This is a genomic window from Myxococcus xanthus, assembly GCF_006402735.1.
Taxonomy (GTDB): domain Bacteria; phylum Myxococcota; class Myxococcia; order Myxococcales; family Myxococcaceae; genus Myxococcus; species Myxococcus xanthus_A.
In genome coordinates this window covers 1,020,120-1,038,665 of sequence record NZ_CP017174.1, presented here as the reverse complement: position 1 = coordinate 1,038,665, position 18,546 = coordinate 1,020,120, and the positions used below count along the sequence as shown (strand labels likewise).

The window sequence follows — 18,546 nt, the reverse complement described above, 5'->3', positions numbered from 1 at the left end:
AGGGTTCAGTACCGTGAAGAAGAAGCACCGGAAGCTGGTGGTCGACGGCCTGGCGTACGCGTGGGTCGGGGACTGGCGCTACGTGTCCGGCGTCCGGGTCGTCCGGATCCGCGCCTGGTTCCAGACGGAGGAGGACCGGAAGGTCGGTCCCATGCTGGCGGTGAACCTCGAGGGGAAAGGCAACGGCATGACGGATGACTCGGCCGCCCTGCCACGTGACGCCCGCGAGGCCATCCTGCTGGCCAGGAGGCTCGGCTGGTCGCCCGAGGGGCGAGGCACGTTCTGGATTCAGCCCGAGCACGGCCTCGCGCTCGAGACACTCTCGGTCATCGCACCTGACGCCTCCACGTAGGGAGGACGCTACTCCGCGCCAGCAGCGGGCGCGGCGCGATTTCCGGACGCCTCCACGCGTGGATCCGGCCGTGGCCACACGGCGAAGGCCACGGCGGCGACGAGCGCCACCATCATCGCCACCGTGAGCGGCGTCAGCTTCCGCTTTGGCTGGGCGGCGAGCACGCCCGGCGAGGCGGACTGGGCCACGCCCGTCTTCGAATGCAGCAACACGGTCGACCCCACCGCGCCCGCGCCTGGCGAGGGCGGTCCATTCCGGGCAGCGCCAGACGCGGACGGGCCCCCTGCCACGGGCGCCCGCGCGATGGGCGCGGGGACCACCTTCGGTGACGCGGCACCGGCCTGCGCGTCCCCTGCTGGCGGACGTGGGGGTGGCGCGTCAGTGCGGCGCGGCAACGGAGCAGGTGCGAGGGGTTTCTCCGGCGGGGGTTCCCCTTGCGTCCGCTTGGGCCCCGGAGACGCCGCGGAGTGCGGCCTCGCCACGGGCGAACGGGCGATGGGCGCGGGCACGACGTCCGCGGGCGCCACGACGGGCCGAGGCGGGGGCGCCTCCATCTCCGGCAAGGGCATCGCCTCGGCGATGGTCGCGGCGTCGTGGGGCGGGACCACCGCGGGCACCGGCGCGGCCAGGCTGACCGTCTCCGACTCCCGGAATGGCGGGTTCCCGTCCTGTGGCTTCGCGTCTTCGTCGTTCGTCCCGCGTCCCGAGCGCCTGCCGGGCACCGTCTCCGGCTTCGACTCCGGAGCCAGCTCCACCGCGAGCTGCGGCGTGCTCAGCGGCGTGAGCATCGGCACCTCGCCCATCGTCTGGAGCGCGCGCCCCGTCAGCGCGAAGATGAAGCTGGCCACGTCCGGGAAGCGGTCCTCCGGGCGCTTCTCCAACGACTTCTCCACCGCCGCGATGACGTGGTCCGGCAGGCCCGGCACCAACGCCTCCAGGGGCTCCGGCGGATCATAGACAATGCGGTAGATGAGCTCCGGAAGGTTGCCGTTGTCCCGGAACGGAAGCCGACGCGCCAGCATCTCGTAGACGAGGCACCCGAAGGCGAAGATGTCCGTGCGCGGGTCCACCTCGCCGTTCTTCCCGGTGGCCTGCTCGGGCGCCATGTACTGCGGCGTGCCCAGCAGGATGCCGCCCTGCGTGTGCACGCTCTGCGAGTCGATGACCTTGGAGATGCCGAAGTCGAGCAACTTCACATGCTCCATCATCACGCCGCCCACCTCGGTGGGCACGAGGAACACGTTTCCCGGCTTGAGGTCGCGGTGGACGATGCCCGCGCGGTGCGCGGCCTGGAGCGCCGAGCCCATCTGCCGCGCGCAGGAGAACACCTCCTCCAGCGTCATCGGGCCCTTGCGCAGCCTGCGCGACAGCGGCATGCCGCGCAGACACTCCATCACCATGTAGGGCGAGCCGTCCTCGAGGCTGTCGAAGTCGAGCACCTCGACGATGTTGGGGTGCCCCAGCTTCGAGGCAATCTCCGCCTCGCGCCGGAAGCGCACGAAGGCCTCGGCCCCCATGCCCGCGTCGTGGCGCAGCACCTTGATGGCCACCTGCCGTCCGCGCAGCCGCAGGTGGTTGGCCAGGAAGACGGTCCCCATGCCACCTCGGCCGAGGACGCCTGCAATCTCATAGGTCTCCCTCAGCACCGTGCCGAGGGGAATGTCACTGGGTTTGGAGGGAGCCATGAGTAACCGGTTTTCAGCTTTGAACCGGATTCTATCCTGCTCCCTCTGACATGCCTTGGCCACTGCGGCCAAGGCGTTCAGAAAGCCCAAATCCAATCCACAAGACCTCTCAGGTCTTGAGAACCGCGACTACTTCGCGGGAACGACTGCGGCGTCGCTGGCTGTGCGCAGCTCGTCTACCACGCGCCTGGCCCCGTAGACGTGCTCCAGGCCCGCCAGGATGCCCTCTCCGTGCACGGCGACCGCGCGGTTCGTCTCAGGGACGTAGGCATAGCGGCCCCCCAGCGAGTGCAGGTTTCCGTCGAAGATGAGCCCCACCACGCGCCCGTCACGGTCCACCAGGGGCGAGCCGGAGTTGCCGCCGATGATGTCGTTGGTGGTGGCCACGTCGAACGGCGTCTGGGGTGGCACCTTGCCACGCGCCTTCAGCCAGGTGTCCGGGAGCTTGTACGGCTCCTTGCCGGTGTGCCGCTCATACGCGCCGCCAAAGGTGGTGAGCGCCGCCACGGGGCGGCCATTCTCGTCCCAGCCCTTCACCTGCCCCGGGTTGAGGCGGAGGGTGAAGGTGGCGTCCGGATAGCCGGAGGTGCCGTACACCGCGAGGTGCGCCTTGGCGATGCGCTCGCCGTTGCGCTTGAGCACCGCCTCCACGGTGTCCTCGTAGCGCTTGCGCGCCGCGCGGGACTCCGCGTCCACCTTGCGCGCGAAGAGAATCATCGGGTCCTTGGAGGCCTCCACCGCGGCCTTGCCGCCCTTGAGCAGCGCGGCGCGCACCTTCACGTCCCGCAGCTTCGTGCCACGCACCAGGCTGCGCGCCAGGTCCGCGGGCGCCTCGCGTCCGAGCACCAACTGGACGAAGGAATCATCCGCGCCCAGCGTCTCGCGCACGCGGGTGAGGCCGAACGTCAGCAGCGCCTGGTCCAGCTCGGGCGTAATCGGCGCGTCGCGCAGCAGCTGCTGCTCCAGCGTGGGGAGCTGGGACTGGGTGTACTCGCGCAGCCGCTCCGCGTTGGGCCGGTCCTTCTCTTCCGCCACGCGCACCAGGTGCCGGGCCATGCGGAAGAGCTCGGAGGGATAGGCGTCTCCGGCTTCCTTCATGCGGTAGTCGGGCAGCATGCGGCGGTACGCATCCAGCGCCTGGGTGATTTCATCCCACGCGCCGTCGGTGGCGGCCTTCACCTGCGCGTTGGCATCCACCTTCTGGCGCAGCGCCGCCTCGTCCTGACGCTTGCCGGCCAGCAGCGCCGGGTCCGCCAGCGACTGGTGCCGCCCGCGCAGCGCCTTCAGCCCGTTCTCCACGCCGCGCAGCATGGAGCGCGTGGTGCGGTAGCGCTCCGCCGAACCGCCGGCGTACTCGCGCAACATGCCGCGCAGCTCGGCGAGCTGGAGCAGCGTGTACGGCAGGTTGACGTCGCGCTGGAACTCCAGCTCGGCGATGGTCGCCTTGCGCTCGGTGCCACCGGGGTGGCCGGAGACGAAGACGAGGTCACCCTCCTTCGCGCCCTGCTTCGCCCACGGCAGGAAGTGCGGGCTCTTCGCGGGCGCGTTGTCCTGCCACACGCGCAGGAAGGCCGCGTCGAAGCCGAAGCGCGGGAAGTTGAAGTTGTCCGGGTCACCGCCGAAGGCGGCCATGGAGAACTCGGGCGCGAAGACGAGCCGCACGTCCTGGAAGCGGCGGTACTTGTACAGGTGATACTTGCCGCCGTTGAAGAGCGTCACCACGTCACAGCGCACGTCTCCGGACGTGGCGCAGGCGGCCTCCACCGCGGCCGTCTCCTTCTTCAGCGCGGTGTTGAAGGCCGCGCCGGTGAGGCCCTTCGTCGCCGCGTTCATCCGCTCGGTGACGTCCGTCATCTCCACCAACTGGTTGGCCTCCACCTTGGGGCAGCGCAGCTCCTGCGCGGCGCTCGACGCGTAGAAGCCCTTGGCCAGCAGGTCCTTCTTCGGCGAGGACAGGTCCTCGATGCAGCCGCGGATGCAGTGGTGATTGGTCATCACCAGGCCTTCTGGCGACACGAAGCTGGCGGAGCAGCCGCCGGCCAGTCGCACCGAGCCGAGGCGGACGTGGTCCAACCACGCCTGCGTGGGCGTGAAGCCGTAGGCCTTGTTCACCGTGTCGGAGGGAAAGGCGTCGTAGGTCCACATTCCCTCGTCCGCGGAGGCGGGGAGGGACAGGAGCAGGCCGAGTGCGAGCAGTCTGCGATCCACGTGCGGGCGTCCTTCTGTCGTGACTGTGAGTGGGGGTTGCCGGTTCTGAACTTGACGGCCGGCGCGCGTCAACCCCCGAGCGGAGGATGCATTCCCCACAGGTATCATGCGCCGCGTCAGATATGGTGGAGGCAATGCCAGGCAAGCATCGCGTCTACCTCGTCCCCGGTTTCTTCGGCTTCATCAACCTGGGCGAGCTCATCTACTTCGGCCACGCCCTGGATTACTTGAAGGCGGAGCTGGCCCGCAGGGAGGTGGAGTCGGAGGTCATCATCGTCCTGTCCCACCCCACGGCCTCCATCCGCACGCGCACCGCGGACCTGCTGAAGGCCGTACAGGAGACGGCCTCTGGAGACGACGGGCCCATCCACCTCATCGGCCACTCGACGGGCGGGCTGGACGCGCGGCTGTTCGTCAGCCCCGGCGCGCAGGTGGCGGAGGGCGTGGACCTGGAGTCCTTCGCCAGGCGCGTGCGCACCGTGACGTCCGTGTCCACGCCGCACGCGGGCACGCCGCTGGCCACGTTCTTCATGGGCCTGTTCGGACAGCGCATCCTCAAGCTGCTGTCGCTCTTCACCGTCTACGTGCTGCGCTTCGGCAGGCTGCCGCTGCGCGTGGTGTTCCGCTTCGGACACCTGCTGGCGCGGGCGGATGACCAGCTCGGGTGGAAGCCCACGCTGCTGGACCAGCTCTATGACCAGCTCCTGGGGGACTTCTCCTCGGAGCGCCGTGACGCGGTGTCGAAGTTCCTCAGCGACGTGGGCAACGACACCTCGCTGATTCCGCAGCTCACGCCGGAAGGCATCGACCTGTTCAACGCCAGCACGTTGGACCGGCCCGGCGTGCGGTATGGCTCGGTGGTGACGCAGGCGCGTCCACCGTCGCTGCGCACGCGCATGGCCGCGGGATTGGACCCCTACGCGCAGCTCACGCACACCATCTACGCGCTGACGTACGGGCAGACGCAGCGGATGCCGCTCACCGCGCTGCCGCTGCACACGCCCGCGCAGACGGCGGCGCTGGTGCAGGCGTATGGCGCGATGCCGGGGCCCACGGCGTGTGACGGCATCGTCCCCACGCGCTCCCAGGTGCATGGCCGGGTGCTCGCCGCGGTGCGCGCGGACCACCTGGATGCGATTGGCCACTTCGACCAGCCCGCGCACCAGCCCCCGCACGTGGACTGGCTCATCTCCGGCTCCGGCTTCCGCAGGCCCCAGTTCGAGTCGACGTGGAAGAACATTGTCGACTTCATGCTGGAGGACGAGCGCCCCGGCATCACGGGGTCGTGACGACCTCGAAGACCTCCGCGTCCGGCAGGGTCAATAGACGCCAATCAGGTGAATCTGCACGCGCGGATTCCCAAGGTATTCCTCCAGCCGCCATCGACTGCGCATGCCGTCCTCGCGGATGCCCAGGCCGCCTCCAGCCTTCGGCGCCTCGGCGCTGGCGAGCGCATCCCGGAGCTGGGACACGGCCCAGGTGTCGAAGTTCGGGTCGCCGGAGCCTTCGAGCACCTTGAGGTCGAGCAGCTTCCCGTCGCGCGCCTGCCAGACCTCGACGATGGCCGCGAGCGCGAGCACCGGTGTGGTGACGTCCACCATGTACATGTTGGCCGCGCGTCCGGCTTCGACAGCCGCTTGCATGCGATTGCGCTGCTCCAACCGGCGGTCTCGGGGCTCGGCGACAATGGGGCTGCCTGTCTTTCCGAAGCGCGCAATGGCATCCACCTGCTCGCGCTTCATCCGTGAGCCCAACACCTTCAGGTCCGGGGGTGGCGGGTTCACCAACTGCTTCGCGAAGCCTTCCCGCAACTTCGCGAAGTAGGGATGCGTGGCGCCGCTCGACGCGCGTGCCGTGGCGGCGGCGTCCTGGGCCCAGCCGTCCATACGCACCCGGGCCTCCTCGGCCTGCCGGGCCGCCAGGGCCTTCGGGTCGGGGCCTTCACCAGAGCGGAGCGTCCGTCCCGTCGAAGGGGGGCTGCCGCGCAGCATGCCGCCTCCCAGCAGGCCCTGTGGCTCCAGATTGGGACGCTGCTGTGGCTGAGGGACGTCGCGCGGGACGTCTAGCGCCAGGGCCGGTGGCGGCTCGCCGGAGCCCGCTGGGGCGACCTCGGGCAGAGGTGCCTCGGACGTGTCGGGGGCCTCCGTCGTGGTGGGGCGCGGACGCTCCGCGTGGCGAGGCGGATCCTCCTTCTTCGAAGGCGGGCGCGGGGGCTCTTCGTCAGGAGGCGGCTGGCGGGGCTCCGGCGCCGGCGGCTCGGGGGGAGGCGTCACGTCCTGGTAGACGACCTCCATCTCGACGGCACGCGGTGCCACGCGGCGCTGGCGGTCGTTGGACTCGCTGCTCGACAGCGCCACGAAGAGCGCGACGTGCAGGAGCCCCGACACCAGGAGCATGAGAATCAGTTGAGCGCGCCGCGACACGGCGGACAGCTTGCCTCGACGCGTCACCACAGTGAAGCAGCCCCTTTGGACAGGTGCCCGGAGCTGACTCCTGCCTGCCAGCGACCCGCCATCACGTCCCCTCAAGGCACGACTGACAACCCGGCTTCGCTGGATGGCAAGCAAGCCTGGGGTGGCTCAACAGGCAGGTTCGGCTGGAACGCCCCTCCGCCGGCCTCGCGGCCCTGGACGCTACCGTCTGCTGGCCGTATTCCGCCCCGCCTCCTGCGAATGCGCCAGGCGGTGAAGCCAATGGGCGATCGCCCGTCCGATGTCATCGGGGAGGTCCTCACTCGCGTGGTGGCCGGCTTCGCCGAGCGCCACGACCTCGAGGTTGGCGAACCGGCCTTGAGCCCACTCGACGACGGACGGAGCGCCGAGCGGCGTCGGACTATTGAAGGTGAGCAGCAGCTTGGGTACCTCCGGCGACGCCCCCATCCAAGCGACGTAGCGCTCCAGCACCGCCGTCATGTCAGCCGGCTGATTCTCGATGGGAATCTCTCGCGGCCACGCCAACAACGGGCGCCGTGAAGACGCGTCTGGATAGGGAGCCGCGTACACCGCGGCTTCAGCCGCGGTCAGGCCCCGTTTGACACCGACCCCCAGCGAACGGGCCAGGAACTGGTTCTGCTCCAGCACCAGGGTCTCCCCCACACCAGGCGTACGCAGGTTCTTGAACAGCTCGGCGCCTTGTGGCGGGTAGTCGCTCCACTTGAGTGAGCGGAGGAAGGTTTCGTACACGACGAGGCCGCGTACCCTTTCGGGGTGGCGAGCGGCCCAGTCCATGGCCATCGAGCCGCCCCAGTCGTAGCCCACGAGCACGACATCTTGCAGGTCGAGTGCATCGAACCATGCGTCGAGATACCGGGAGTGGTCGGCGAAGCGGTAGGCGATGTCAGGCTTGCCCGAGTCGCCCATGCCAATCAGGTCGGGCGCCAGCACATGGTAGCGGTCTGAGAGATGAGGGATGACGTCACGCCAGACATAGGACGAGGTCGGGTTTCCATGGAGCAAGACCACTGGAGGGCCGCGCCCCGCTTCCCGATAGGCCATGTGGGAATCGAGAACGTTGACGTCACGCATGGTTGTCTCCAGAGGCAAGGGGGAGGTCGCTACACGCAAGCACGCGGTGAGCGCGACCGCGAGGAGCGGCAACAGCGGATTCATCTTTCGCATGGCCTCTTCATGTGTCGCCCCATCGTTTTCGGATAGTGATTGTTCGTGACGGGTATGCTCACCATTCATGAGCATTTCCGCCCTCGACCTCAACCTGCTGGTGGTGCTCGACGCTGTCCTCACCGAGCGCAGTGTTGCGCGTGCCGCTCGCCGCCTCCATGTCACGCCGTCGGCCATCAGCAACGCACTGGCCAGGCTGCGCATCGCGCTCGGCGACCCGCTGTTCACCCGCAGCGGCCGCGGCATCGTCCCCACGCCCCGCGCGGTGGCGCTGGCACCCGTGCTGACCCGCGCCCTCCGCGACCTTGAGCACGCCGTTCACGGCGCGGCCTTCGACCCCGCCACGACCACACGGGAGTTCTCTCTCGCCATCGCCGATGCCGGACAAATGGTGCGACTGCCTCGCATCGCCACCCTGCTGGCCGCCGAGATGCCGCGCGCCAGACTGCGGGTGATTGGCATCGACACCTTCCTCACGGGAGGCGGCCTGGCCAGCACCGAGGTCGACGTCGCCATCGCGGTTGGCGAGAAGGCCCCCGGCCTGCATCTGGAGCCCCTGTACCGGGAGCGCACCGTGCTGGTGGCGCGCCACAATCATCCCCAGGCAGGAGACCGTGTCTCCAAGAGCGCACTGGCCAGCCTGCGCCACGTCGAGGTGCAGGTGGCCCCCGGCAAGGGCTACCGTGCGCTGCCCGGCGCCTATGCCCGGCTTGGAATCGCTCGCGACATCGCGCTGGTGGTCCCGAACTTCAGTGCCGCCGCCGCCGTGGTCGCAGGAACCAACCTGGTCGCCACGCTGCCTGTCTCACTGGTCTCCCGGCTCGGCCCTCGCCTCGGCCTTCGCAGCGTGCAGAGCCCGGTGCCCCCGCTCACCCTCACCATCAACCTGTGCTGGCACGAACGAACCCATGCCGACCCGGCGATGGTCTTCTTTCGCGACCTCATCCGGCGCGCCGGTTCCGCACCGAGGACCCGGCGCACCTCGGCCGCGACCTGAGCCACGGGGGGATTACTGCCGGCACCGCCTGGCCCGGCGCAAGGGGGGCAACCCCACGCCGCCTCAGGCCTTCTTCATCACCGCCAGGAAGCGGGCATCCGCGATGTGCGTGCCCTCGAAGTCCTCCAGGCGAACGGGAATCCACTCGCGGGCCTTGTCCCCCTTCTGCTGGAGCGCGGCATCCAGGGTGTTGAACACCTCTGGGGACGGCTCACAGATGGCGCGCACGCCGCCCTTCGCCTTCGCGTGAAAGGACACCTGGAGTTCGTTCACCAGCGCCAGGTAACGGCCCGGTGGGAAGCGGCGAAAGAGCCACACGCCCATGGTCAGCTCCATCACCGTCACCTGCACGCCCAGGTACACGCTGCCCACGTGGTTGCGCGTGCGCCGCTTCAGCGGCACGGACACCTGTGCCCGCGCATCCGATGCGTCCTCCACCCGGACGCCCATCACCGAGGACAGCGGGATGATGTTCTTCACCGCCACCGTCAGCAGCGCGTTCGCCGCGCTGGGAGATACCTGACGCAGCCGTTCCACGAGGTCGAGAGCAAGCATGGTCCGCCCATCATACCGACCGTGAGCCCGTCCGCCTGCCCCCCAGACGTCACGCACGGGCTGGCATTCCCGGCAGGAATCCCCACCTTGGAATGACCTTCTGGAGGAACCGCGCACCATGAACTTTCCAAGCCATGTGAATCTCCCCACCGACGCACGTGAGGAGCTCATCGATTCGCTCAACACCCTGCTGGCCGACTCAATCGACCTGCATTGGCAAATCAAGCAAGCGCACTGGAACATCCGCGGCCGGCACTTCTACAGCCGCCACGAGCTGTTCGACGAACTGGCCAAGCACGTCCGCAAGCAGGCCGACGAGTTCGCCGAGCGCGCGGGCACGCTGGGCGGCTACGCCGAGGGAACCATCCGGCTGGCGGCCAAGAACAGCGAGCTGCCCGAATACGACCTGAAGGCCGTGGACGGTGACGACCACCTCAAGGCCCTGGTGGACCGCTTCGCCCGCTACGGGGCCAGCATCCGCACCGGCATCCACCGCTCCGACGAGCTGAACGACCCCGTCACCTCCGACCTGCTCACCCAGACGCTGGGCGAGGTCGAGCTGGACCTGTGGTTCCTGGAGAGCCACCTGCACGGCGAGCCCCGCGCGGGGGTGCGCCGCGGGGGGGACGTCCGGCCCCAGGACGCCTCCAGCCCCCCGTCCAACGCCTGAATGGAGCGTTGACCACCGGAAGGCCCCCGCGCGCCTGCTCAAGAGCAAGCGCGCGGGCGGGCTCCAGCGTATAGAAGGCGTCCTTTCGCGATGGAGGACGCCTTTTGACTTCACAGACGCGCATGGATGGGAAGGTGTGCCTCATCACCGGGGCCACCGGCGGCATCGGCCTGGAGGCCGCCAAGGCGCTCGCGCGAATGGGCGCCACGGTGGTGCTGGTGGGCCGGGACGCGGGACGCACCGAGGCGGCCGTGGCCGCCGTGAAGGAGGCCGCCCCCAGCGCCCAGGTGGACTGGCTCCGCGCCGACCTCACCTCCTTGAAGTCCGTGCGGGAGCTGGCGCAGACCTTCCGTTCCCGCTACCCGCGCCTGGACGTGCTGCTCAACAACGCGGGGCTCATCATCGACCGGCGGCAGGTGACGGAGGACGGACTGGAGGCCACCCTGGCCACCAACCACTTCGCGCCCTTCCTCCTGACGAACCTGCTGCTGGACGTGATGAAGGCCACCGGCCCGGCCCGCATCATCAACGTCTCGTCCGATGCCCACGCCGCGGGCAAGCTCGACTTCGATGACCTGCAGAGCGAGCGGAGCTTCATCGGCTTCCGCGTGTACGGCACGTCGAAGCTGGCCAACATCCTGTTCACCCGCGCGCTGGCGAAGCGGCTGGAGGGCACGCAGGTGACGACCAACGCCCTGCACCCGGGCGTGGTGCGCACGGGCTTCGGTCACAACACCCAGGGATTCTTCCGCCACATCGTCAAGCTGGGCGCGGCGTTCATGATTTCGGCGGAGAAGGGAGCGCGGACGTCCGTGTATCTGGCGTCCTCGCCCGAAGTGGAAGCAGTGTCCGGGCAGTACTTCTACAAATGCCGTCCGAAGAAGCCGTCCTCCGCCGCGCGGAACGACGCGCTCGCGGAGCGGCTCTGGCAGGTGAGCGAGCAGCTCACGGGAGTCAAGGGATGATCGACCTCTACACGTTCGCGACGCCCAACGGGCAGAAGGTATCCATCGCTCTGGAGGAGCTGGGCCTCCAGTACAAGACGCACGTGGTGGACATCACCAAGGGCGAGCAGTTCAAGCCCGAGTTCCTGGACATCAACCCCAACAACAAGATTCCGGCCATCGTCGACCACGCGACGCAGGACCACCGTCCGCTCAAGGTCTTCGAGTCCGGCGCCATCCTCATCTACCTGGCGGAGAAGACGGGCCAGCTGCTGCCCTCCAACCAGCGCGGCCGGGCGGAAGTGATGGAGTGGCTGATGTTCCAGATGGGCGGCGTGGGCCCCATGTTCGGCCAGTTCAACCACTTCGCCCGCTTCGCCCCCAAGAAGGTCCCCTACGGCATCGAGCGCTATCACGCCGAGTCCCGGCGGCTCGTCGGCGTGCTCGACGGGAAGCTGGGCTCCGGGGACTACGTCGCGGGCCGCTACTCCATCGCGGACATCGCGCTGTATCCCTGGGTGGCCGGCACCCGCGCGTACTTCCCCGAGCTGTTCCGGGGCTCCAGCAACGTCGTGCAGTGGCTCCACCGCGTGGGCAGCCGGCCCGCCGTGGAGCGCGGCATGAAGGTCCCCCAGCTCAAGTAGTCCCACGCAGCTTCCCCGGAGCGCGGTGGCTGGATGGCCGCCGCGCTTCCATGTGTTCTCCCCCGTCATGGCCACGCTCGAACAGCTCCGATTCGACAACACCTATGCCCGCCTGCCCGCTGGGTTTGGCGCGCGCGTCCACCCCAGTCCCTTCCCGGACGCGAAGCTGGTGAGCGTCAACCCCGCCGCCCTGAAGCTCCTGGACCTGACGCCCGAGCAAGCGCGGCGGCCGGAGTTCGTCGCGGCGATGGGGGGCGAAAAGCCCCTGCCGGGCATGGAGCCCTTCGCCATGGTGTACGCGGGGCACCAGTTCGGCGTGTACGTGCCCCGGCTGGGCGACGGCCGCGCCCTGCTGCTGGGCGAGGTCCGCAACGCCGCCGGAGCGAAATGGGATTTGCACCTCAAGGGCGGCGGGCCCACGCCCTTCTCGCGCGGGGGCGACGGACGCGCGGTGCTGCGCTCCACCATCCGTGAGTACCTGTGCGGTGAGGCCATGCACGGCCTGGGCATCCCCACCACGCGGGGCCTGGGCATCCTCGGCAGTCAGGCGCCGGTGTACCGCGAGGCGGTGGAGACGGGCGCGATGCTGGTGCGCATGGCGCCCTCGCACGTGCGCTTCGGCACCTTCGAGTTCTTCCACTACACCGAGCAGACCGAGCACGTGGCCACGCTGGCCGACCACGTCATCACCGAGCACTTCCCCCACCTCGCGGGCCAGGAAGGCCGCTACGCGCGCTTCTACACGGAGGTGGTGGAGCGCACGGCGCGGCTGATTGCGCAGTGGCAGGCGGTGGGCTTCGCGCACGGGGTGATGAACACGGACAACATGTCCATCCTGGGCCTCACACTGGACTACGGGCCCTTCGGCTTCCTGGACGACTTCGAGCCGGGCTTCGTCTGCAATCACTCCGACGACCGGGGCCGCTACGCATTCGACCAGCAGCCGCGCATCGGCCTGTGGAACCTCGCGTGCCTGGGCGAAGCGCTGCTCACCCTCATCTCGGAGGACGAGGCTCGCGCGGCGCTGGCCACCTACCAGCCCGCCTACAACGCGCACTTCATGGACCGGATGCGCGCGAAGCTGGGCCTGCGGGAGACGCGCGACGAGGACCGCGAGCTGGTGAGCGACCTGTTCGCCCGCATGGCCGAAGCCCACGTGGACTACACGCGCTTCTTCCGCGCGCTGGGCCACTTCGCCTCGGCGGACGGCGCGGACGCCCGTCCAGTGCGTGACATGTTCCCCGCCCCCGAGGGCTTCGACGCCTGGGCCGGGCGTTACCGGGCGCGGCTGGCCGCCGAGGGCAGCGTGGACGCAGAGCGCCACGCGCGCATGACGCGGGTGAACCCCAAGTACGTGCTGCGCAACTGGGTGGCGCAGGAGGCCATCTCCCGCGCGGAGGCCGGGGACTTCTCGCTCGTGGACCGGCTGCTCGGCGTGCTGTCGGACCCGTTCGCCGAACACCCCGACGCGGAGTCCTACGCGGCGGCGCCTCCCGCCTGGGGCCGGCACCTGGCGGTGAGCTGCAGCTCCTGAGGCCGCGCGCTGGCGAAGGTTGAAGAGGCGAAGATTCCGCCCGGCCACGGTTGCCGGAACACGCGGCAGGCGCAACCTTTGCTGTCTATGGTGACGGACCTCACCCGGTTGCCCCTTCGAGGGAAACAAGGCGCCTTTCACGTCATCGTCGAGTCTCCTCGAGGCTCCACGCTGAAGCTCAAGTACGACACGGCGCTCAAGGCCTTCAGCCTCTCACGGCCGCTTCCCAGGGGCCTGAGCTATCCCTTCGACTGGGGCTTCATCCCCTCCACCCAGGGGCCGGATGGGGACCCGCTGGATGCGATGGTGTACTGGGACGACGCGAGCTTTCCCGGCGTGGTGCTGCCCTGCCGTGCGCTCGGCGTGCTCCAGGTGGAGCAGAACACGGGCGACGGCGGACGCGAGCGCAATGACCGCATCCTCGCCGTCCCCATCACCCCGTCCCGCGCCGGACACCTGACGGACTATCAGCAACTGCCACAGCGCGAGCGAGAGGAGCTGGAGCACTTCTTCCTCGCCGCCGTGCGCTTCGAGGACAAGGACGCGCGCATCCTGGGCTGGGAGGGACCGGAGGGGGTCGAGCGGATGCTCCGCCAACACGCACGCACGGAGGAATAGATGGCTCAACCCACGCCCATCCGAGGACTCGGGCCCGACAGCCGACTGGGAGACGCCGCGCGCCGCATCCTCGCGGGCCGGCTCGCGGACGTCCGCAAACCGGAGGCCGGCTTCCAGGACGCCGTGGATGACGAGTCCGTCCATGACATGCGCGTGGCCACCCGGCGGCTTCGCGCCGCCCTCACGGTGTTCCGCTCCCTGGGCGGCATGAAGAAACTGGAGCGCGACGTGAAGCGCATCCAGGACGCGCTGGGGAGCGTTCGGGACGTGCACGTCCAGTCCGCGTGGCTGGAGAGCGTGGCCCGGAAGGCGAGCAAGCAGCCCCAGGTGCGCGCCGGCATCCAGACCCTGCGCAAGAAGCGGCTGTCCGAGCTGGAGACGCACGAGACGCGCCTGCACGCGGAGTTGGAGCGCTGGGTGGACAGGACGGTGCCGCGGCTCTTGCGCAAGCTGGACGGGCTCGATGACGGGCACCGCTTCGCCGGCCGCCGCGTCCGGGACGAGCTGCGCCAACGCCTCAAGCGCGTGCAGAAGCGAATCGACACGTACGTGGACGCGGCCGACGCGGCGTCCGCCCACGAGCTGCGCAAGGAGCTGAAGCGGCTGCGCTACGAGCTGGAGATCTTCCAGCCGGCCATCCGCCGCACCCTGGACGCGCTGCTAGAGGTGCTCGTGCCGCTCCAGGACGGCCTGGGCGAGCTGCACGACGCCGACGTGCGCCTGGAGCTGTTCGAGCGGCTGGCCGCGGAGTCGGCGCCGCGCGAGCGCAAGTCCGCGCGGGCCCTGCTCCCCCTCGTCCGGGAGGAGCGAACGAAACGCGCGGCGGAGATTGCCCGCGAGGTCCAGCGGTGGCGCACGGAAGAGATTCCCAAGCGCTTGCGCCGCATGTTGACCTGAAGGCCACGGAGCGTGTGCCGGGTTTGCTACCGGCCCGTGAGGAACCACCGGGCACGGTCCCTGTCAGCCGCCACGCCTCACGGTTCCTGCGGCACCTGCGGGCACCCAGGGCCCATGCAGATGGGACCGCAGTCCGCGCACCAGCCGAACTCGTGGAACTCACAGAGGCCGTTGCCACACGTCAGGTACTTGCAGTCTTCCAGGCAGCTCGACAGCGTCTCGTTACCGTTGCAGATGCCGTCGCCACACCAGGTCGTCGGCGGGTTGCAGTCCGAACACCAGCCCTGCTCACCGGGGTTGCACACGCCATCGCCACAGAAGGGCTGCGGCGGGCAGTCCTCGGCGCAGGTGCTGTTGGACTCCCCATTGGCGGTGTCACAGAAGCCGTCGCCGCAGATGAAAGCACACGGGTTGCAGTTCCAGGGACCCACGCCGCCACAGGGACATTCCACGAGCGCCACTTCGTCCTGCGCCAGCGGCTCGGACTCCATCTCCACGTTGCCACATGCGGCGAACAGACCGAACGACAACCCGGCAATCATCACGATGAAACGAGACTTCACGTGTACCTCCAGGGGGAAGAGGTCACGCATGTCAGCGCATTCCGAATAAGCAGACAACGCCCGAGCACATGAAACGCGGTGTCGACAACCACCGCGATACACGTGCCATCCGCGGAAACTGCGTCCGTCCTGACCCAGCCCCCGCGTTTTGTAGCGCATTCCGTTACATGTAATTGAAGGGCATCATGACGGCGAGCGTATGGATGAGCTGCTCGGTCTGCGCGTAGGGTCTGCGCATGAAAGCGTTGAGGTAGCCCACCTCCACGGAGGAGTGGTCCCCGTACTTCCAGCCCGCGCCAACGAACACGCGGTTCATGTCGAAGCCGGCGCTGGGGCCATTCGCCACCGAGCTGAGGTGGTAGAAGACCTCATCCCAGACAATCAACGACAGCCGCCCCTCCGCGGCCACGGGGTGCGCACCGCGCAGCATGACGCGGCCCCGGTGGGAGACCTCCGTCGTGCCGGGCAGGAAGCGCTGCTCCAGGCGGGCGCGGAGCGTGCCCCGAAACTGGCCGAGCTTCGGCGTGTAGAGGAACTGCTGGAAGAGCCGGCTTTCGCCCTGACGCAAGGCCGGGTCGCCCTCCCAGCGCCACAATGGAATCCAGCCCTGCCCCAGCCACAGCGACATGTCCTGGGCCAACCGGATGCCTCCCGCCGAGCGGAGGATGGCGCGGGCGTCGTCCTTGCCGAAGCGAGGCTGGGCTTCCAGGTAATAGAGGAAGTGTTCCCCGATGCCACCCTGCGCCGACACCGTGTACCAGAGCTGGGCTTCCGCGCTGACGGGCCGGGCCTCCACGGTGTGAAGGGGGATGACGAGCAACAGACCGATGAGGGGAAGCCAATTCTCCGTGCGCATGATGCGCATGCCTAGAGCACGACACGCGCACTGGCTCAACAGGGCAAAGCGAGAGTGCGGTCTGACTGACGATGCCGCGGCCTCTTCGCACACCCCGAGGCCGGAATGATGCGTCCGCCCTTCACCGCGAGGGAAGGACGGACGGTCCAGGCCGCTACTGCGTGGGCTGCCGGGAGCCCGGGGTGGACTGGCCACTCTCCGGCGCGGCCGGCGCCGTGGGCTGGACCTGTGAGGTCGCCTCGATGCGCACCGCCTGGGGCTCTCCGCTCTGCTCATCGGTCCGGTAGGAGGCCCGGACCTGACTGCCCTCCTGGATTTCCCCAGCGCTGGCCTGGCGCCCGTCCACCATGACCTGCGTCTGCGGTGACACCTGCAGGCGCAGCTGCGGCTCGCCCTGTGAGCTGAGCAGCAGTTCGTCGTCGTTGGCGCTCAGCACCTCACCGACGATTTGCTGCTCCGTGCCCTTCTGCGCCTGGGGGCCCTGCTGCTGATGCGCCTGGGGCGCGGGCGCCACGGCCACGGGTTGCTGCGACTGCTGGCGAAGCTGCTCGGACTGCTGGCGAGCCTGCTGGTTCTGCTGCGCCAGCGCGTTGCTCTGCTGACGCTGGGCCTGCTGCGCCTCCTGCTGGGCCTGCTGCGTCTGCTGCTGGGCGCTCTGCTGAGACTGCTGCGCTTTCTGTGCCGCAGACTGCGCCTTGGCCTGCGCCTCCTGGTATGCCCGCTGCTTGTCCTGGAGCTCCTGCTGGGCGCTGGCGGCCTGCTTCTGCTGGTCGCTCGCCTGCTCCTGGGCCTTGCGAGCCGAGTCAAAGGCGCCCTCCGTGCGATTCTGCGCCTGCGCCACCTGGTCGTTCACCGTGGACTGCCCGCTTGCCTGCCCTTGGGTCCCCCGGTCGCGTTCTTCACACGCCGTCCCCAGCGTCAGCGCCGCGGCGCCCGCCAACAGCCATCCCGCGCGAAAGCTCATTGGATGCCTCCCGTCTTCATGCACGTTCCGGAAGAAAGATGGCGAGCGGCATCCTCGCGCCAACCCACATCCGCTCCAGGCGTCCGCCCTCCCGGCCGCCCTCCTCCCACTTGTTGGTGCACGAAGCGCTACCCATGGATGGGGTTTAACGGTAAGGGGCGCCCCCCATGCGTGCGTGCGGACTCGATTTCGGAACCAGCAACACCGCCGCGGCCCTGCCTGACGGCACGGTGCTGTCCCTGCAACCCCATACCTCGGAGGCCCGTCTCTTCCGCTCCGTCCTCTTCTTCCCGGACGACGAGCAGGACATCTACGCCGGCGCCAACGCCATCCAGCGCTACCTGGAGGACAACACCGGACGCTTCATCCAGTCCGTGAAGTCCTTCCTCCACTCCAGCTCCTTCCGCGCCACCCAGGTGAAGGGGCGCACCTACACCATCGAGGAGCTGGTGGCCGTGCTGTTGCGACGCGTGCGGGACGCCGCCGCGAACTCCATGGGTGGCGCGCCCGAAGCCGTCGTGCTCGGCCGGCCCGCCGTCTTCACGCCGGACCCGGAGGCGGATGCCCTGGCCCAGCAGCGCCTGCTGCGCGCCGCGGAGCTCGCGGGCTTCCAGCACGTCCAGTTCCTCATCGAGCCCATCGCCGCGGCGCTCGCCTATGAGGCGCAGCTCACCCGCGACGAGCTCGTGCTGGTCGCGGACTTCGGCGCCGGCACTACCGACCTCACCCTGATGCGACTTGGCCCCAGCCGCCGCGGCAACCCGGACCGCCGCCAGGACGTGGTGGGCTCCACGGGTGTGCGCATCGGTGGTGACCGCTTCGACGCGGAAATCATGCGCCACAAGCTGCTGCCCCGCTTCGGCGCCGGCTCCACCTACCAGGTGCGCGGCTTCAGCGACAAGCGGCTGCCCATTCCCCAGCACATCATGGCCAAGCTGCTCACCTGGCACGAGATGTCCTTCATCCGGGAGAAGTCGACCCAGGAGCTGCTGGAGACCATGCTCAACACGAGCGACCGCAAGGCCGAAATCCAGGCCCTGTACGACCTCGTCATGGACAACCTGGGCTACCGCCTGTTCCGCGCCATTGAAGCGGCCAAGGTGCGCCTGTCCCAGGAAGATACGGCCACGGTGGACTTCGAGGAGGCCCGCATCACCCTCCACGAGCCCATCACCCGCGAGGAGTTCGACACCTTCAGCCAGCCGCTGCTGAACGAGTTGGACCAGTGCACCGCGGGCCTGCTGGAGAAGCACGCGGAGGCGAAGGACATCGACGCGGTGTTCCTCACCGGCGGCTCGTCGCAGATTCCCGCGGTGCGCCAGCTCTACGTGCGCCGCTTCGGCGAAGGGCGCGTGCGCACCGCGGATGCCTTCACCTCCGTGGCCGAAGGGCTCGGGCGCGCGGCGGCGCACCTGTCCGTCTGAGCCGGACGTCCGGGACGG

The 18,546-nt window shown here is 69.0% G+C and carries 18 protein-coding genes; 10 read left to right on the top strand and 8 right to left on the bottom strand.

The window, feature by feature from the left end; genetic code table 11:
- The first annotated feature begins 13 nt into the window (after positions 1-13).
- On the top strand, positions 14-352 hold the full coding sequence (locus BHS09_RS04565) for a hypothetical protein (protein WP_140797267.1): 339 nt from the start codon (positions 14-16) through the stop codon (positions 350-352).
- Between the two features lie 8 nt (positions 353-360).
- Here the strand turns inward: BHS09_RS04565 and BHS09_RS04560 are convergent, their stop codons facing one another.
- Both BHS09_RS04560 and BHS09_RS04555 read right to left on the bottom strand, forming a co-directional pair.
- Entirely contained in the window at positions 361-2,037 is a 1,677-nt protein-coding gene (locus tag BHS09_RS04560) for a serine/threonine-protein kinase (protein WP_140797266.1), read from the bottom strand.
- A gap of 129 nt (positions 2,038-2,166) precedes the next feature.
- Positions 2,167-4,245: a S46 family peptidase gene (locus BHS09_RS04555; RefSeq protein WP_140787583.1), complete on the bottom strand. Its 2,079-nt coding sequence runs from the start codon at positions 4,243-4,245 to the stop codon at positions 2,167-2,169.
- 134 nt (positions 4,246-4,379) lie between these two features.
- Here BHS09_RS04555 and BHS09_RS04550 point away from each other — a divergent pair, with 134 nt between their 5' ends.
- Positions 4,380-5,534, top strand: coding sequence for an esterase/lipase family protein (locus BHS09_RS04550; protein ID WP_174258645.1), 1,155 nt, complete (start codon positions 4,380-4,382; stop codon positions 5,532-5,534).
- Positions 5,535-5,564: 30 nt separating this feature from the next.
- On the opposite strand, the gene BHS09_RS04545 is transcribed toward BHS09_RS04550, so the two are convergent.
- Both BHS09_RS04545 and BHS09_RS04540 read right to left on the bottom strand, forming a co-directional pair.
- The gene (locus BHS09_RS04545) at positions 5,565-6,698 is read right to left on the bottom strand and encodes a ferrichrome ABC transporter substrate-binding protein (RefSeq protein WP_140797264.1); all 1,134 of its coding nucleotides are present in this window, start codon (positions 6,696-6,698) and stop codon (positions 5,565-5,567) included.
- Positions 6,699-6,878: 180 nt separating this feature from the next.
- Positions 6,879-7,769, bottom strand: a complete 891-nt coding sequence (locus BHS09_RS04540; protein ID WP_201800549.1) for a haloalkane dehalogenase — start codon at positions 7,767-7,769, stop codon at positions 6,879-6,881.
- A 160-nt stretch (positions 7,770-7,929) separates the two neighbouring features.
- On the opposite strand from BHS09_RS04540, the gene BHS09_RS04535 reads away from it, so the two are divergent.
- Entirely contained in the window at positions 7,930-8,859 is a 930-nt protein-coding gene (locus BHS09_RS04535; RefSeq protein ID WP_140797262.1) for a LysR family transcriptional regulator, read from the top strand.
- Between the two features lie 63 nt (positions 8,860-8,922).
- Here the strand turns inward: BHS09_RS04535 and BHS09_RS04530 are convergent, their stop codons facing one another.
- Complete coding sequence (locus BHS09_RS04530) at positions 8,923-9,414, bottom strand: DUF4442 domain-containing protein (RefSeq protein WP_237078044.1); 492 nt, start codon at positions 9,412-9,414, stop codon at positions 8,923-8,925.
- A gap of 118 nt (positions 9,415-9,532) precedes the next feature.
- On the opposite strand from BHS09_RS04530, the gene dps reads away from it, so the two are divergent.
- The 6 genes from dps (at position 9,533) to BHS09_RS04500 (ending at position 14,721) form a co-directional block, all read left to right on the top strand.
- Positions 9,533-10,084, top strand: a complete 552-nt coding sequence (gene dps, locus BHS09_RS04525) for a DNA starvation/stationary phase protection protein Dps (protein WP_140787574.1) — start codon at positions 9,533-9,535, stop codon at positions 10,082-10,084.
- 122 nt (positions 10,085-10,206) lie between these two features.
- On the top strand, positions 10,207-11,049 hold the full coding sequence (locus BHS09_RS04520; RefSeq protein WP_140796342.1) for an SDR family oxidoreductase: 843 nt from the start codon (positions 10,207-10,209) through the stop codon (positions 11,047-11,049).
- Complete coding sequence (locus tag BHS09_RS04515) at positions 11,046-11,672, top strand: glutathione S-transferase N-terminal domain-containing protein (RefSeq protein WP_140787573.1); 627 nt, start codon at positions 11,046-11,048, stop codon at positions 11,670-11,672. Before BHS09_RS04520 ends, BHS09_RS04515 begins: the two co-directional genes overlap by 4 nt.
- A 67-nt stretch (positions 11,673-11,739) precedes the next feature.
- Entirely contained in the window at positions 11,740-13,206 is a 1,467-nt protein-coding gene (locus tag BHS09_RS04510) for a protein adenylyltransferase SelO (protein ID WP_140797261.1), read from the top strand.
- 87 nt (positions 13,207-13,293) lie between these two features.
- Positions 13,294-13,824: an inorganic diphosphatase gene (locus tag BHS09_RS04505; protein WP_140787570.1), complete on the top strand. Its 531-nt coding sequence runs from the start codon at positions 13,294-13,296 to the stop codon at positions 13,822-13,824.
- Positions 13,825-14,721, top strand: a complete 897-nt coding sequence (locus BHS09_RS04500) for a CHAD domain-containing protein (RefSeq protein ID WP_140797260.1) — start codon at positions 13,825-13,827, stop codon at positions 14,719-14,721.
- Positions 14,722-14,798: 77 nt separating this feature from the next.
- Here the strand turns inward: BHS09_RS04500 and BHS09_RS04495 are convergent, their stop codons facing one another.
- The 3 genes from BHS09_RS04495 to BHS09_RS04485 form a co-directional block, all read right to left on the bottom strand.
- A complete protein-coding gene (locus tag BHS09_RS04495; RefSeq protein WP_140797259.1) occupies positions 14,799-15,284 on the bottom strand; it encodes a tenascin-X in 486 nt (161 codons plus the stop codon).
- Positions 15,285-15,447: 163 nt separating this feature from the next.
- Positions 15,448-16,140, bottom strand: coding sequence for a DUF2490 domain-containing protein (locus BHS09_RS04490; RefSeq protein WP_140787566.1), 693 nt, complete (start codon positions 16,138-16,140; stop codon positions 15,448-15,450).
- Positions 16,141-16,294: 154 nt separating this feature from the next.
- The gene (locus BHS09_RS04485; protein WP_140797258.1) at positions 16,295-17,104 is read right to left on the bottom strand and encodes a hypothetical protein; all 810 of its coding nucleotides are present in this window, start codon (positions 17,102-17,104) and stop codon (positions 16,295-16,297) included.
- A 167-nt stretch (positions 17,105-17,271) separates the two neighbouring features.
- Here BHS09_RS04485 and BHS09_RS04480 point away from each other — a divergent pair, with 167 nt between their 5' ends.
- On the top strand, positions 17,272-18,528 hold the full coding sequence (locus BHS09_RS04480; protein ID WP_140787562.1) for an Hsp70 family protein: 1,257 nt from the start codon (positions 17,272-17,274) through the stop codon (positions 18,526-18,528).
- Positions 18,529-18,546: the final 18 nt, after the last annotated feature.

Coding starts and splice junctions, on each gene's coding strand:
- BHS09_RS04560 (WP_140797266.1), bottom strand. CDS start 2,037: ATGGCTCCCTCCAAACCCAGTGACATTCCCCTCGGCACGGTGCTGAGG.
- BHS09_RS04550 (WP_174258645.1), top strand. CDS start 4,380: ATGCCAGGCAAGCATCGCGTCTACCTCGTCCCCGGTTTCTTCGGCTTC.
- BHS09_RS04540 (WP_201800549.1), bottom strand. CDS start 7,769: ATGCGTGACGTCAACGTTCTCGATTCCCACATGGCCTATCGGGAAGCG.
- BHS09_RS04535 (WP_140797262.1), top strand. CDS start 7,930: ATGAGCATTTCCGCCCTCGACCTCAACCTGCTGGTGGTGCTCGACGCT.
- BHS09_RS04530 (WP_237078044.1), bottom strand. CDS start 9,414: ATGCTTGCTCTCGACCTCGTGGAACGGCTGCGTCAGGTATCTCCCAGC.
- dps (WP_140787574.1), top strand. CDS start 9,533: ATGAACTTTCCAAGCCATGTGAATCTCCCCACCGACGCACGTGAGGAG.
- BHS09_RS04520 (WP_140796342.1), top strand. CDS start 10,207: ATGGATGGGAAGGTGTGCCTCATCACCGGGGCCACCGGCGGCATCGGC.
- BHS09_RS04515 (WP_140787573.1), top strand. CDS start 11,046: ATGATCGACCTCTACACGTTCGCGACGCCCAACGGGCAGAAGGTATCC.
- BHS09_RS04510 (WP_140797261.1), top strand. CDS start 11,740: ATGGCCACGCTCGAACAGCTCCGATTCGACAACACCTATGCCCGCCTG.
- BHS09_RS04505 (WP_140787570.1), top strand. CDS start 13,294: ATGGTGACGGACCTCACCCGGTTGCCCCTTCGAGGGAAACAAGGCGCC.
- BHS09_RS04500 (WP_140797260.1), top strand. CDS start 13,825: ATGGCTCAACCCACGCCCATCCGAGGACTCGGGCCCGACAGCCGACTG.
- BHS09_RS04490 (WP_140787566.1), bottom strand. CDS start 16,140: ATGCGCACGGAGAATTGGCTTCCCCTCATCGGTCTGTTGCTCGTCATC.
- BHS09_RS04485 (WP_140797258.1), bottom strand. CDS start 17,104: ATGAGCTTTCGCGCGGGATGGCTGTTGGCGGGCGCCGCGGCGCTGACG.
- BHS09_RS04480 (WP_140787562.1), top strand. CDS start 17,272: ATGCGTGCGTGCGGACTCGATTTCGGAACCAGCAACACCGCCGCGGCC.